Annotated in this window: 15 protein-coding genes and 1 pseudogene; 13 read left to right on the forward strand and 3 right to left on the reverse strand. The window is 46.2% G+C overall.

Translation table 11 applies throughout. The annotated features are described in order from the left end of the window. Window positions 1-92 precede the first annotated feature (92 nt). The 6 genes from ndk to FAH66_RS04915 all read left to right on the forward strand — a co-directional run bounded on the left by ndk (window position 93) and on the right by FAH66_RS04915 (window position 5,570). The gene (gene ndk, locus FAH66_RS04890) at window positions 93-518 is read left to right on the forward strand and encodes a nucleoside-diphosphate kinase (protein ID WP_004519785.1); all 426 of its coding nucleotides are present in this window, start codon (window positions 93-95) and stop codon (window positions 516-518) included. Window positions 519-686: 168 nt separating this feature from the next. Next, on the forward strand, window positions 687-1,775 hold the full coding sequence (gene rlmN, locus FAH66_RS04895; RefSeq protein ID WP_137040866.1) for a dual-specificity RNA methyltransferase RlmN: 1,089 nt from the start codon (window positions 687-689) through the stop codon (window positions 1,773-1,775). Window positions 1,776-1,783: 8 nt separating this feature from the next. Beyond that, window positions 1,784-2,539, forward strand: a complete 756-nt coding sequence (pilW, locus tag FAH66_RS04900) for a type IV pilus biogenesis/stability protein PilW (RefSeq protein ID WP_137040867.1) — start codon at window positions 1,784-1,786, stop codon at window positions 2,537-2,539. Beyond that, a complete protein-coding gene (locus tag FAH66_RS04905) occupies window positions 2,540-3,424 on the forward strand; it encodes a helix-turn-helix domain-containing protein (RefSeq protein WP_137040868.1) in 885 nt (294 codons plus the stop codon). Between the two features lies 1 nt (window position 3,425). Next, complete coding sequence (gene ispG / locus FAH66_RS04910) at window positions 3,426-4,691, forward strand: flavodoxin-dependent (E)-4-hydroxy-3-methylbut-2-enyl-diphosphate synthase (protein ID WP_137040869.1); 1,266 nt, start codon at window positions 3,426-3,428, stop codon at window positions 4,689-4,691. Between the two features lie 33 nt (window positions 4,692-4,724). After that, window positions 4,725-5,570: a DUF817 domain-containing protein gene (locus tag FAH66_RS04915; protein WP_137040870.1), complete on the forward strand. Its 846-nt coding sequence runs from the start codon at window positions 4,725-4,727 to the stop codon at window positions 5,568-5,570. A 58-nt stretch (window positions 5,571-5,628) separates the two neighbouring features. On the opposite strand, the gene FAH66_RS04920 is transcribed toward FAH66_RS04915, so the two are convergent. Both FAH66_RS04920 and FAH66_RS04925 read right to left on the reverse strand, forming a co-directional pair. Then, window positions 5,629-7,170 carry an L-lactate MFS transporter gene (locus FAH66_RS04920; RefSeq protein ID WP_137040871.1) on the reverse strand — a complete coding sequence of 514 codons (1,542 nt, stop codon included), beginning with the start codon at window positions 7,168-7,170 and terminating at the stop codon, window positions 5,629-5,631. A gap of 225 nt (window positions 7,171-7,395) precedes the next feature. Further along, window positions 7,396-7,977: a superoxide dismutase gene (locus tag FAH66_RS04925; protein WP_070460856.1), complete on the reverse strand. Its 582-nt coding sequence runs from the start codon at window positions 7,975-7,977 to the stop codon at window positions 7,396-7,398. Between the two features lie 154 nt (window positions 7,978-8,131). On the opposite strand from FAH66_RS04925, the gene dnaB reads away from it, so the two are divergent. The 6 genes and pseudogenes from dnaB (at window position 8,132) to FAH66_RS04955 (ending at window position 12,716) form a co-directional block, all read left to right on the forward strand. After that, entirely contained in the window at window positions 8,132-9,538 is a 1,407-nt protein-coding gene (gene dnaB, locus FAH66_RS04930; protein ID WP_063075500.1) for a replicative DNA helicase, read from the forward strand. 157 nt (window positions 9,539-9,695) lie between these two features. Beyond that, window positions 9,696-10,391 (forward strand): pilus assembly FimT family protein, encoded by a 696-nt coding sequence (locus FAH66_RS04935; protein ID WP_137040872.1) that lies wholly within the window; start codon window positions 9,696-9,698, stop codon window positions 10,389-10,391. A 15-nt stretch (window positions 10,392-10,406) separates the two neighbouring features. Continuing rightward, window positions 10,407-11,057, forward strand: coding sequence for a type IV pilus modification protein PilV (gene pilV, locus FAH66_RS04940; RefSeq protein ID WP_208648089.1), 651 nt, complete (start codon window positions 10,407-10,409; stop codon window positions 11,055-11,057). A gap of 2 nt (window positions 11,058-11,059) precedes the next feature. After that, a pseudogene (locus FAH66_RS04945) lies at window positions 11,060-11,699 on the forward strand (hypothetical protein). Next, window positions 11,678-12,223, forward strand: a complete 546-nt coding sequence (locus tag FAH66_RS04950) for a pilus assembly PilX family protein (protein WP_137040873.1) — start codon at window positions 11,678-11,680, stop codon at window positions 12,221-12,223. The pseudogene FAH66_RS04945 and the gene FAH66_RS04950 overlap by 22 nt, the downstream one beginning before the upstream one ends. A 4-nt stretch (window positions 12,224-12,227) precedes the next feature. Next, window positions 12,228-12,716, forward strand: a complete 489-nt coding sequence (locus tag FAH66_RS04955) for a PilX family type IV pilin (protein ID WP_137040874.1) — start codon at window positions 12,228-12,230, stop codon at window positions 12,714-12,716. 53 nt (window positions 12,717-12,769) lie between these two features. Here the strand turns inward: FAH66_RS04955 and FAH66_RS04960 are convergent, their stop codons facing one another. Further along, window positions 12,770-13,390, reverse strand: a complete 621-nt coding sequence (locus tag FAH66_RS04960; RefSeq protein ID WP_137040875.1) for a Smr/MutS family protein — start codon at window positions 13,388-13,390, stop codon at window positions 12,770-12,772. Window positions 13,391-13,526: 136 nt separating this feature from the next. Here FAH66_RS04960 and FAH66_RS04965 point away from each other — a divergent pair, with 136 nt between their 5' ends. Continuing rightward, window positions 13,527-13,904, forward strand: a complete 378-nt coding sequence (locus tag FAH66_RS04965) for a hypothetical protein (protein WP_137040876.1) — start codon at window positions 13,527-13,529, stop codon at window positions 13,902-13,904. Window positions 13,905-13,960 lie beyond the last annotated feature (56 nt).

Genomic DNA, 13,960 nt, shown 5'->3' on the forward strand with positions numbered 1-13,960 from the left:
CCTTTCCCAAAAAGGGGCGAAATTTGGTAGAATACACTTCCCTCGCCTCTTGGCTACGACAACTTACCTTTCAATAAAAACAAGGACATAACATGGCCATAGAACGTACGATTTCCATCATCAAACCCGATGCAGTAGAAAAAAACGTCATCGGCAAGATTTACAGCCGCTTTGAAGAAAACGGCTTGCGCATTATTGCGGCAAAAATGAAACATCTCTCTGAGCGTGAAGCAAAAGAATTTTATGCCGTACACAAAGACCGCCCTTTTTATGAAGACTTGGTTAAATTCATGACTCGCAATCCTGTCATGATTCAAGTATTAGAAGGTGAAAACGCCGTTGCCAAAAATCGTGAACTGATGGGCGCAACCAATCCAGCCGATGCAGCTCCTGGCACAATCCGTGCCGACTTTGCAGAATCTGTCAGTGTTAATGCTGTACATGGTTCTGACAGCGTTGAAAATGCTGCAATTGAAATTGCTTACTTCTTCAGCCAAAGCGAAATCTGCCCACGCTAAGAATAAAAGCCTGTAGCCGCTTTACGGCCGTCCGATTCATATCGGACGGCAAAACTGCTTTGTATGTCCTACAAATTAAAGGCCGTCTGAAAATCCAAAGGCTATTAAAGCAAAGCTGCCCAATAAGCCCCTTTGCTTTAAAAGCTTTACTGAGAAACATAAAAATACATGAAAACCAATCTACTGAATTATGATTTAAACGGACTGACGCAACACTTTGCCGAAATGGGCGAAAAGCCTTTTCGTGCCAAGCAGGTAATGCGTTGGATGCATCAAGCCGGTGCACAAAACTTTGAAGAAATGACTGACTTGGCCAAATCATTGCGTGCCAAGTTAAATGAACAAGCCACAATCGAAGTGCCTAAATTAATGATGGCACAAGAATCTACGGATGGCACGCACAAATGGTTGCTGGATGTCGGCACGGGCAACGGTGTAGAAACCGTTTTCATTCCCGAGGCTGAACGCGGTACTTTGTGCATCTCTTCCCAAGTTGGTTGTGCATTGGAATGCACCTTCTGCTCTACCGGACGACAAGGTTTCAATCGTAACCTGACTACCGCTGAAATCATCGGTCAGCTTTGGTGGGCCAATAAAGCCATGGGTGTTACCCCAAAAAACGAACGCGTTATCTCCAACGTGGTGATGATGGGCATGGGCGAACCCATGGCAAACTTTGACAATGTTGTTACCGCTTTGAGCATTATGCTGGATGATCACGGCTACGGCTTGAGCCGCCGTCGTGTGACCGTTTCCACTTCGGGTATGGTTCCACAAATGGACAGACTGCGTGACGCAATGCCTGTTGCTTTGGCTGTGTCTTTACACGCATCCAACGATGAAGTGCGCGATCAGATTGTTCCCCTCAACAAAAAATACCCACTCAAAGAATTGATGGCGGCCTGTCAACGTTATTTGGTCAAAGCACCCCGTGACTTTATTACCTTTGAATACGTTATGCTCGACGGTATCAACGATAAGGCACAACATGCGCGTGAATTGATTGAGTTGGTTAAAGACGTACCATGCAAATTCAATCTGATTCCGTTCAATCCTTTCCCAAATTCCGGCTACGAACGTTCTACCAATGAAAATATCCGTGTCTTCCGCGATATTCTGCAACAAGCCGGCTTTGTCGTTACTGTCCGCAAAACCCGCGGCGACGATATCGATGCAGCTTGCGGACAATTGGCAGGACAAGTACAAGATAAAACACGCCGACAACAAAAATGGCAACAGATTTTGGTCGAACAATAAGGTTAATTATGAAAATCAAGTTCGGATTCGCTTTACTTACCGCACTGACTCTTTCAGCCTGCGCTTCCTCTTCCGGCCCAAGCCCTAAAGAACGTGCCATTCAAGTTTCTAATATCAAAACCCAACTGGCTGTGGAATATATGCGCGGCCAAAACTACCGCCAAGCTACTGAAAGTATCGAAGAGGCGCTTAAGTCCAATTCAAAAAATGACCTTGCTTGGTTGGTACGCGCCGAGATTTATCAGTATTTGAAGGTCAAAGATAAAGCTCAGGAAAGCTTTCTTAAAGCATTGTCTTTAAAACCTGATAGCGCGGAAGTCAACAACAACTACGGTTGGTTCTTGTGCAATCAAATGAATGCACCGGCCGAATCTTTGGCTTACTTTGACAAAGCACTGGCCGACCCAACCTACCCAAGCCCCTTTATTGCCAATATGAATAAAGGCATTTGCAGTGCAAGGTTAGGCCAATACTCATTAGCCCAAGCCTATTTGGAAAGGTCTTTAGTAGCAAATCCACAATTCTTCCCTGCTTTCAAAGAACTTGCCCGAACCAAAATGATGGCAGGCAATCTGAACGATGCCGACTATTATTTCCGCCAATACCAAAGCAAAGTTGATGTCCTTCAGGCTGACGATTTGCTTTTAGGCTGGCGTTTGGCTACTGCCTTGGGCAATAAACACGCCGCATACGAATACGAAGCCCAACTTAGGGCAAACTTCCCTTATTCAGACGAACTACAAACCGTCACAACAGGCCACTAAATGGAAAATAACGATAAAATCAACTACGACACACAAGCCGCCAAAACATTGGGGGATGAATTACGCAAACACAGAACTGATGCCAAAATCGATATTCAAGATGTCGCTTCACGTTTGAAACTGTCTGCCGAACAAATTGATGCTTTGGAAAAAGGGGAATATTCAGGCTTTCCCGGTTTAGTCTTTGTTTCAGGCTATCTGCGTTCATATGCACGATTTCTGAAAATCGACGAACAAACCATCGCCAAACATTTGCTCTCCATTACTCCGCAACTTGAAGACCATGTATACGCGGTGACACGCAGCGCCAACGCCGGCTTAAGCTACCAAGACGCTGATAAGCAAGGTTTCCCAAAATGGATATTGGGAATAGCCGCACTGGCTTTGGCTGTAGGCGGCGTTTACTTTTGGCAAAGCAAATCCAGTTTTGAAAACGAACAGGCAAATATTCAAAACAGCAAAGATGTTGCTGATACGATGAAAACGCCTGCCTTAAAAACGGATAATGTTGCCGTTAGCGAAATGACGGAAGACGGCAAAAAAGAAATAACCAATAAGCCTGAAGTGACTAATGATCAAGCTGCCTCAGCAGCTTCCGCCGTCGTACAAGAAGAGAAGCCTGCCGTCAAAGTCGAGAAAGACGAACTTTGGATTAAAGTCCAATACCGAAGCAATCTGATTATTACAGACAAAGATGGAAAAGTAGTATTCAGCCGTATCGTTCCGGCCGGAAGCGAACAACGTCTGAGAGGCGGTGCGCCTTACAATGTTTGGCTCGGTATTGCAGCCGGCTCTGAAGCCAATTACGGCGGCACACCTATCGAACCTTTGAAATACCGTGTTGCCGGTGAAAAATCCGCCTCTTTTGTTGCAGGAAAAAACTAAAATGACCACACCTAAACGCCGTCAGACACATCAAGTCAAAATTGACCACCTCATCATCGGCTCTGAGGCGCCCGTTCTTGTCCAATCCATGACCAATACGGATACGGCAGATGCCGCAGCAACTGCCCGACAAGTCAAAGAATTGAGCGATGCCGGCTCGGAAATGGTTCGTATCACAGTCAATACTCCTGAAGCGGCTTCCAAAGTAGCCGAAATCCGCAGCCGCTTAGACGATATGGGCTACACCACCCCCCTGATTGGTGATTTCCATTTTAATGGCGAACGCTTATTGGCTGAATTTCCTGAGTGTGGCAAGGCCTTGGCCAAATATCGGATTAACCCGGGCAATGTCGGTAAAGGTGCAAAAGGCGATGAAAAATTTGCCTTTATGATCCGTACTGCCGCAGAAAACAATAAAGCCGTACGCATCGGTGTGAACTGGGGTTCGCTTGATCAAGGCCTTGCCAAGCGCATGATGGATGCCAACTTAGCTTCTGCCACACCGAAGCCGCCTGAAGAAATCATGAAAGAGGCTTTGATTGTTTCTGCGCTGGAATCGGCAGAAAAAGCCGTGGCTTTAGGTTTACCCGAAGACAAAATCATTTTGTCGTGCAAGGTCAGCGCCGTACAAGACTTGATTCAGGTTTACCGCGAATTGGGCAGCCGTTGCCGTTACCCGCTCCATCTCGGTCTGACTGAGGCAGGCATGGGCAGCAAGGGCATTGTTGCTTCCACAGCAGCTTTGTCCGTATTGTTGCAAGAAGGTATCGGCGACACTATTCGAATTTCCCTTACGCCCGAACCCGGCTCCTCACGCACACAAGAAGTCATTGTCGGTCAGGAAATCCTGCAAACCATGGGCTTGCGCTCCTTTACGCCAATGGTTACAGCCTGCCCGGGTTGCGGCCGTACCACCAGTACCGTATTCCAAGAGTTGGCTCAAGACGTACAAAACTATTTACGCCAGAAAATGGCTGTTTGGCGCACTGAATATCCAGGTGTTGAATCATTGAATGTCGCCGTAATGGGGTGCGTGGTAAATGGTCCGGGCGAAAGCAAGCTTGCCGATATCGGTATCAGCCTGCCCGGTACAGGCGAAACACCGGTTGCGCCGGTTTATGTAGACGGCGAGCGGAAAGTCACCCTCAAAGGCGACAATATCGCTGCCGAGTTTTTACAAATCGTTGAAGATTATGTCAAAACCAACTACTGTGAGGGCGGCGCAAAACGTAAGCAAAATCGCGTCATTCCGATTCAATCTGCCTAAAACATTTTCAAGATAAAGAGGCCGTCTGAAAATATGTTGGGCAAACTGGATACTTGGCTGACTGAGCACCCCAAACGCAAGGATTTGCATAGTTGGCGACGCTTTATCGTTGAATTTTGGTTTTTCGGTTTGAAAGAAGCACGAGCCTGCTTATTTGCAGGCTTGTTTTTCATTGCCATGTTTCTTGTTCCGAAAACAGGCTGGTTGGGAATTTCGCGCTACGACCTGCTACTGATTTTTGCCATCTCCGTACAAGCAGCCATGCTGTATTTCAAGCTGGAAACTTGGGATGAAGTGAAATCGATTACGCTGTTTCACTTGGTGGGCTTTGCTTTGGAATGGTTCAAGACATCAGGCGATATCCAGTCTTGGAGCTATCCTGATGAGGCTTATACCAAAATTGGCGGCGTACCGCTGTTTGCAGGCTTTATGTATGCCGCAGTCGGCAGCTATATCATTCAAGCATGGCGGCTGTTTGACCTCAAAATCAAAAGCCATCCGCCGTATTGGTTGGGCACTTTGTGCGCACTGGCGATTTATATCAATTTCTTCACCCATCACTATATCGGCGACTATCGCTGGTATCTTGCAGCTTTTGCTCTCGGCCTATACGCCCGGACAACGGTCTTATACACGCCCTATGACACCACTCGCAAAATGCCCCTCCTGCTCGCTTTCGTCCTGATCGGATTTTTCATTTGGCTGGCGGAAAATTTGGGAACCCTATTCGGCGTTTGGCGCTATCCCAACCAAATCGGCGCATGGGCATCAGTACACATCAGCAAATGGAGTTCATGGGCTTTACTGGTGATGATGACTTTTACCATCGTTGCAAATTTAAAACACATCAAACATACCATCAGCGTATCAAAAGATTAATTGTTTAACATTTGAAAAGGCCGTCTGAAACTTTCAGACGGCCTCTAATTTTCAACAGTCAATTAAACAAACTTAATGCTTTAACAAACACCATAATGACACCATAGCCCAAAGGAATGCAAACCAAAGCCCAGCGCCACCATACGCCGATACCGCCCGCTGATACTTTCTTGCTGATCAGATAGGCATCAGATACAGCGGTTTCATCATCAGGGTTGCCGCTATGTGCCGCGACCTTAATGTCTTTTTCGTGATGCTTTTCGTGAACCGAACGGACGCTCAAATTACACAACAAACCGACAATCAACAAACCTGCCATAATGTACATGGTAATGCTATAAGCCTCAGCAGCCGGAACGCCGCTTTCAATTTGACTTTGGCGGATATAGTTGACCAACACCGGGCCAATAACAGCTGCAGTTGACCATGCCAGCAAAATCCTGCCGTGGATTGCACCGACTTGATAAGTACCGAATAAATCCTTCAGATACGCCGGAATCGCTGCAAAACCGCCGCCATACATGGAAATGATGACGCAAAACCCAATAACAAACAAAGCCTTGTTACCACTCGCGCCAATAGACGGAATGGCGAAATACAACAGCGAGCCAAGCACAAAGAAAATAGTATAAGTATTTTTACGCCCGATTTTGTCGGACACGCTGGACCACAAAAAACGGCCGCCCATATTAAACAGGCTCAACAGACTCACAAAACCTGCCGCCGCACCCGCGCCAATAGCAGCCTGTTTACCGACAGAAGCTTCAGAAAACAGTTCCTGAATCATGACAGAAGCCTGACCCAAAACGCCGATACCCGCCGTCACGTTCAAGCACAACACCCAAAATAAGAGCCAAAATTGCGGTGTTCTCATGGCTTCGGAAACATTGACGTGATTGCTGCTGACCAATTTGCTTTTGATTTTCGGCGCAACATAACCTTTAGGTTTCCAGCCATCGGCAGGTATGCGGATGGTAAACGCACCGAACATCATCAACACCAGATAGAACAACCCTAAGACGACAAAAGCCTGCGCTACGCCAACCGAAGTTTCACTGGAGAAAAAATTCATCAGCGACACGGATAAAGGCGAAGCCAACATCGCGCCGCCACCAAAGCCCATAATCGCCAAACCTGTCGCCATACCCGGTTTATCGGGAAACCATTTCATCAGTGTCGATACAGGCCCAATATAGCCCAAGCCCAAACCGACCCCGCCAATCACACCGTTGCCCAAATAAAGCAAAAACAGATTGTGCGTATGGACGCCAATCGCCGAGACAAAAAAGCCCAAGCTAAAGCAGCAGGCAGCAACAAACATCGCCTTACGCGGCCCAACGCGTTCCATCCAAGTACCGAACATAGCCGCAGACGCGCCCAACATCGCCAAGGCAATACTGAAAATCCAACCTACCGTGGTCAGCTTCCAATCTCCTATAGCCGACTCAGTAATACCGATAAGCTTGGTCAGCGGCGCATTGAACACGGAATAAGCGTATATCTGCCCGATGGCAAGATGCACGGCCAAAGCGGCAGGCGGTACCAGCCAACGATTAAAGCCGGGTTTGGCAATGGTCGCCTCACGGTCTAGAAATTTCATAAAATCCTCTTGTCTATGTGTGTCAAACGCTGATTCCATATCATGCGGAATCAAAAAAATTGTTGACAATATTTTAGCATAATCTCCCCTTTATCCTTTTTTTTTGCTCCATGATAATTTTGCGCATCAGACAGAAAAAACATTCATCTAAACCATCTCTTCACGCCAATATTGACAAAAAGGCCGTCTGAAAATTCTTCAGACGGCCTTTTCACTCATATCGTTTTATGCGGCGAAGCGTTTGGCAACTTCATCCCAGTTAACGATTTCCCAGAAACCTTTCAGGTAGTTAGGACGGCTGTTACGGTAGTCGATGTAGTAGGCGTGTTCCCATACGTCGCAAGTCAACAGCGGAGTGTTTTCAGTAGTCAGCGGAGTACCTGCATTGGAAGTAGAAACCAGATCCAATTCACCGGCAGGCGTTTTCACCAACCATGCCCAGCCGGAGCCGAAAGTACCGGCCGCGCAAGCATCGAACGCTTCTTGGAATTTCTCGAAGCTGCCCCATTTGGCATCGATGGCCGCAGCCAATTCGCCGGCAGGTTTGCCTTGGCCTTTAGGGGTAAAGCCCAGCCAGTAGAAAGTGTGGTTCCAAGTTTGGGCAGCGTTGTTGAACATACCGCCGGAAGATTTTTTCAGGATTTCTTCCAAAGGCATTTCTTCAAACTCAGTGCCTTTGATTTGATTGTTCAAATTGGTGATGTAAGTTTGATGGTGTTTGCCGTAGTGGAACTCCAAAGTTTCTTTGGTCAGATGAGGGGACAACGCATCCAGTTCATAAGGCAATTGTGGCAGCTTGTGTTCCATTTTTATGCTCCTAATTATTGATATTTATATTTTGGTAGTGTGTGTTGTCAAATCGACAACATTGCTATTTTACCTGCTTTAGCCTAAACAAACCAATTGAACTTACACTGCGCTATAATAGTGGATTGCAATTTTCCAGCCAGAGATGCCCGTCATGAGCAATTATTCCGATATGCCGTCTGAAGACCGTGAAATCAGCGCATTGTCACTGCCGCCACATTCCACAGAAGCGGAGCAATCCGTCTTGGGCGGCCTGATGCTGGAAAATTCTGCTTGGGACCGTATTGCCGATGTCGTTTCCGGCGAAGATTTCTACCGCCACGAACACCGCCTGATTTTTCGTGCGATTGCCAACCTGATTAATGAAAGCCGTCCTGCCGACGTCATTACCGTTCAGGAAAGTTTGGAACGCAATGAAGAATTGGAAGCGGCAGGCGGATTCAACTATCTGATTACACTGGCGCAAAACACGCCATCCGCTGCCAATATCCGCCGCTACGCCGAAATCGTGCGCGAGCGTTCCATCATGCGCCAGCTTGCCGAAGTCGGCACGGAAATTGCACGCAGCGCATACAATCCGCAAGGGCGTGATGCAGGCCAGCTTTTGGACGAGGCAGAAAACAAAGTATTCCAAATCGCCGAAAGTACCGCCAAATCCAAACAAGGCTTCCTTGAGATGCCCGACCTTTTGAAAGAAGTAGTCGAGCGCATCGATATGCTTTATTCGCGCGACAATCCTGATGAGGTAACCGGCATATCGACAGGTTTTATCGACCTCGACAAAAAAACATCAGGCCTTCAACCGGGCGATTTGATTATCGTGGCGGGCCGTCCGTCTATGGGTAAAACCGCCTTTTCGATCAACATCGCAGAACACGTTGCCGTAGAAAACAAATTACCTGTCGCCGTATTCTCCATGGAGATGGGCGGCGCGCAGCTGGTTATGCGTATGCTGGGTTCAGTCGGACGTTTGGACCAAAGCGTTTTAAAAACCGGCAGATTGCAAGACGAACATTGGGGCCGTCTGAACGAAGCGGTCGTTAAACTCTCCGATGCACCCATGTATATCGATGAAACTCCGGGTTTGACTGCGCTCGAACTCCGCGCTCGCGCCCGTCGTCTTGCACGCCAGTTCAACGGTAAATTGGGCTTGATCGTCATCGACTACTTGCAATTAATGTCTGGCTCCGGCCGTTCTGACAACCGTGCTTCCGAGCTTGGTGAAATTTCGCGCTCCCTCAAAGCATTGGCTAAAGAATTGCAAGTTCCCGTTATTGCCCTGTCGCAGTTGAGCCGTACTGTTGAGCAGCGTACCGACAAACGCCCAATGATGTCCGACTTGCGTGAATCTGGCGCAATCGAACAAGATGCCGACTTGATTATGTTCATGTATCGCGACGAATACTACAACTCAGATTCACCCGCAAAAGGCTTGGCGGAATGTATTATCGGCAAACACCGTAACGGTCCCGTCGGGAAAGTATTCCTCACTTGGATGGGCCAATTTACCAAATTTGATAATGCTGCCTATGTTCCAGAATCCATGTTGATGGAAGATTGAGACAGATTGTCTGAAAAACTAACCGAATTTCATATTTCATTAGTCACGCATTACAAAATCGTTTAAAATAAATCTAATAAAAGCAAAAGCATTGCCACAGGCAAGTGCAAAAGAGAAAACGTCAGTTACCCAACACATTACTACTAAAAAATCACTCATGTATCAGACACAAAAAGGCTTCACCCTAATTGAGTTGCTGATCGTCATTACTATTGCAGCAGTAATGGCTGTCATCGCACTTCCCAATATGAATCAATGGATTGCCTCCAGACGTGCGGCATCGCAAGCAGAGCAAATTGCCAATCTGCTGCGCTTCGCGCGTAATGAGGCCGTCCGTCTCAATCTTCCCGTTTACATCTGCCCGGCCAAAATCAAATCCGATGGCTCGCATAATGGTTGCATTCACAAAAAAAACAGTACCAGTACCAGTATTGGTATGTTGGCCTACGCCGATAAAAACGAAAATTCCAGCTATCAAAATGATGAAGACGATTTATCTATCCGCTACATCATTCTCAATGGCGACACTGAAAAAGTGGAATACCGCTTCGACTATATTCCCAGCGGTACTTCACTTTCCGCCCTCTCCTCTTCCGATCCAAAAGAAGTCTGGTGGAAATTCCTGCCCAATGGTACATTTGAATATTTAATCGATGATAAGGATGGTGATAAGGATAAGAAAAATTATCAATTTTCAGACGGTCACATCAAAATCAGCCTGACGGATAAATTTGCCACCGATGCTGAAACCAAAAAAGCCCGTGCTACCGTACTTTTAATCAATGGCAATGGGCATGTCGAAATCTGTGCTAAAAACGATGAGCGCAAAATGTGCGAATACACTTCCAAATAATAACAACGGTATCTTATGAACATTACTAATCCTACTCATCTCAGATCATTTAAAGGCCGTCTGAAAACGAGCCCAACAAGCTCTACTCCAAAACTTCAATCAGGTATGACCCTGATTGAAGTTTTGATTGCCATGTTTGTCCTTGCTATCGGCGTACTCGCCCTGCTGGCTGTTCAATTGCGTACCGTATCCAACGTACGTGAGTCTGAAAATCAAACCACAGTCGCCCAAATTACACAAAATCTGATTGAAGGCATGCTCATTAATCCGACGCTTTCTGAAGAAACCGATACTGCAGGGGAAAAAACCTCCCGTTATAAAAAATCCTATGATGCCTACCTAAAATCCGACTTTAAACAAACTGCAAAATTTGAAGCCAAAATGACCAAAGCCCAACTTGCACAGGCTCAAATTGCACAGTTTAAAACCGATTTAGCCAAAGCCCTTCCCGAAGCCCAAGTATTTTCGACCATCTGCAAAGATTCTTCCGGTGCAGAGCCAACTTACGAAGAAAATGGGTTTAACGCAAAATGCGATGGCAAAGGCGACACGACCATCGTGAAAGTTTTATGGTTGCAAGATGTCGAAGAAGAAAATAGCGCAAAAAATCTCAACACATCGGGGCATCACGTTGTCTATACCTACCAATCACGCGTAAGAGACTAACAATGAACAATAAACGCTTACTCAACCATATTCCCAATAAAACCGCGATGCACGGTTTCAGCATCCTTGAATTTTTGGTTGCCAGCCTGCTCAGCATGATTGTCTTAATGGCTGTCAGCTCCACCTACTTTACCTGCTGCAAAAACTGCTATTGTCAGTAACTGTTCAGGCATTGCAAAGCCTCAAACAGAAATTAAAGATTTGGCGGCGGCAAAATTGGCTTTAAAAATTAACGACTCTGATCAAGACGGCAGTATTGCCATTATGAAACATGAAATGATTGCCTACGCCGTCGGTAAACTTGGCGAAGAGAGCGGTTTGTTCCGTTTCCAATTATCAAATGATGGCTCATGGAGTAATCCGCAGCTGTTAATTAAAGGCATCACTGCTATGGATATCCACTATATCTATGCAGAATGTCCTAATTCTGAAAATGCATCTGCCAGCGGATTGAATACAGAATCATTTGATTACAAAAACGCATTGGATATCTCAGCTGAGGCCAAGTCTCCGGCATCTATCCAAATCGTACTGAATAACGGCAGTATTGACCCATCAAAAGAACAAGACAATAAAGTCGATATCTATAATATTAATGCCACCATCCGCGGAGGAAACGTATGCGCCGACCGATCACTCTAATCAAACCTGACCGGCAGCAGGGCTATGCTTTGTTTATCGTCTTAATGATGATGGTCGTCATCGCCCTGCTCGTGGTTACAGCCACCCAGTCCTACAATACCGAACAGCGTATCAGTACCAATGATGCCGACCGTAAACTGGCAACCACCCTAGCCGAAGCGGCACTGCGTGAAGGTGAAAATCAAATTTTTGATATTGAAGGTAAAAAGACTACTTTTACTGCAGAATGTACAAAAGGTTTATGTTCCACACCAAACGTAAAATCCAATGGCGATTTTACTGAAGAAGGCAACCCAACCGTAGATGCTTGGAAGCGCAAATGCGACAAAAGCCTGTGTATTGACGCCAATGGTACGGAATATCCTTTAGATAAAAAAAGTGGCATCGTAAATAATCCACGCTACATCATCGAATATTTAGGTAAAACGACAGAGGGTCGAATTACTTACCGCGTTACCGCCAAAGCATGGGGTAAGAATGCCAATACCCAAGTCGTTCTTCAGTCTTACGTTGCCAGCGAATAATATAATGAATACCACCTCTACCAAACAACTAGGCTTTACGCTGGTTGAGATGATGATTGCTGTCGCCATCTTAGCCATCCTAAGCGTCATTGCCATTCCCTCTTACAACCGCTACATTGAACGCGGCTACCAATCACAAGCGCATGCCGAGTTAGTCGCCATCAATTCTGCTTTTAAAAACCAGATGGTTAAAAATCCAAAGTGGAAAACTGATGAGATTAAAACTCAGTTGGATGACTTTATTTCCTCATACAAAGGCCATAAAGATTTGGCAGACAAATATAAATACTCTGCCGAAATGATTGATACCAGTACAAGCCGAGCCTATCGTTTGAAAGCCATACCCACCAAAACAGGCTATACCCTTTCCGTTTGGATGGATAGTTTGGGCAATGCTTACAAATGCACTGATATTGATTCAGCCAATAATTTCAAAACTGCAATGACCAATGGCAAAGGTTGCGAATCGGTTTTCAAAAAGAAATCCTCTTAGTCTGACAACCATAAAAAAAGCAGTGTCATTTTATCGACACTGCTTTTTATATTTTACTGTTTCCAATCATCGTCTCGGCGTTGGCGTTTTAACAAAATCCTGACTGCGCCATCATTGCCTTGTCGAGGCTCGACATAAGCCAACACATCAGGATGCTGCATCAACCAGCGGCGCGTCATATTTTTCAAAACCGGTTTATAGCCTGAAGAACCCAAGCCGCTGCCGTGGACAATCTCGCCGCAAACGCCGCGTTTTTTCGTAAACTCAATAAATTCGTTCAATACCTGCTGCGCTTCTTCCTGTGTATAGCCGTGCAAATCTACATCCGCCACAACAGGATAATGGCCGTTTCGTAAACGCATCAAATCATTTTTACCCTGCCCGTTTTTACTGAACGAAGCCGGCGGTTCTTCCCAGCCGCCGCTGCCCACATAAAAATAATCTTCCTGCTCCAAAGTCGCCATTTCTTTAGGTCGCGGCTTGATCGGAGATTTATCACGGGGCTGTTCATAATAGTTACCCGCATTTTTCAACGGTATAACCTTACCAACTGCCTTACTGAAATCCACATCCTCTACCTGCTTTTTAGCCTTCGCTTCCGCTTCCCGCTCCGCTGCTTCCTGTTTCGCCTTTTTACCCAAAGCCTTCAGCGTTTCTTGAAAGTTTGCCGTCATGGTTTGTCCTTTCCAAAAAATTGATTGCGCACATTATAGCAAACCCGGCTACAAGGCCGTCTGAAAGACTCTTACCATCGCTTCTTGTTTAGGGTATAGTATTGATGCATTGCCAGTCTTACAAAAGAGAGAAATCATGTTTAAACGCCCGGAAGAAATCATCGTCTTGATACTTGCCCTATTATGGGTCGGACTCAGCTACTACTTTGCCGCCATCCTGATTTCAGATGCCTACACCATTCTCCTGATTACCGTATTGACTTTCGTTTGGGCGGCCATCTGTTTCCTTTTATGGCAACGCAACTTAAGCCGTCATATTTGGCCGCTGTTCCTCGGCAGCCTGGTTGCCTGCTGGTGGCCATACTTCACTTGGCTTGCAAGCGACGTTCCCGAAGGCACATGGTATTCAGGATGGACATTCAAATCCATTATCGCCCTGATTCCCGTTGTTGCCGCTTATCTCTTCAAGTGGAAACGAAGCCGGAAAAACAAAATCGCCAACACCCTTGCCTGATACCTCGCACCGTCTTTTTCAGACGGCGTTTTCCATATCTGACATAACGCTCAGAC

The organism is Neisseria subflava (genome assembly GCF_005221305.1).
Classification (GTDB): Bacteria; Pseudomonadota; Gammaproteobacteria; order Burkholderiales; family Neisseriaceae; genus Neisseria; species Neisseria subflava.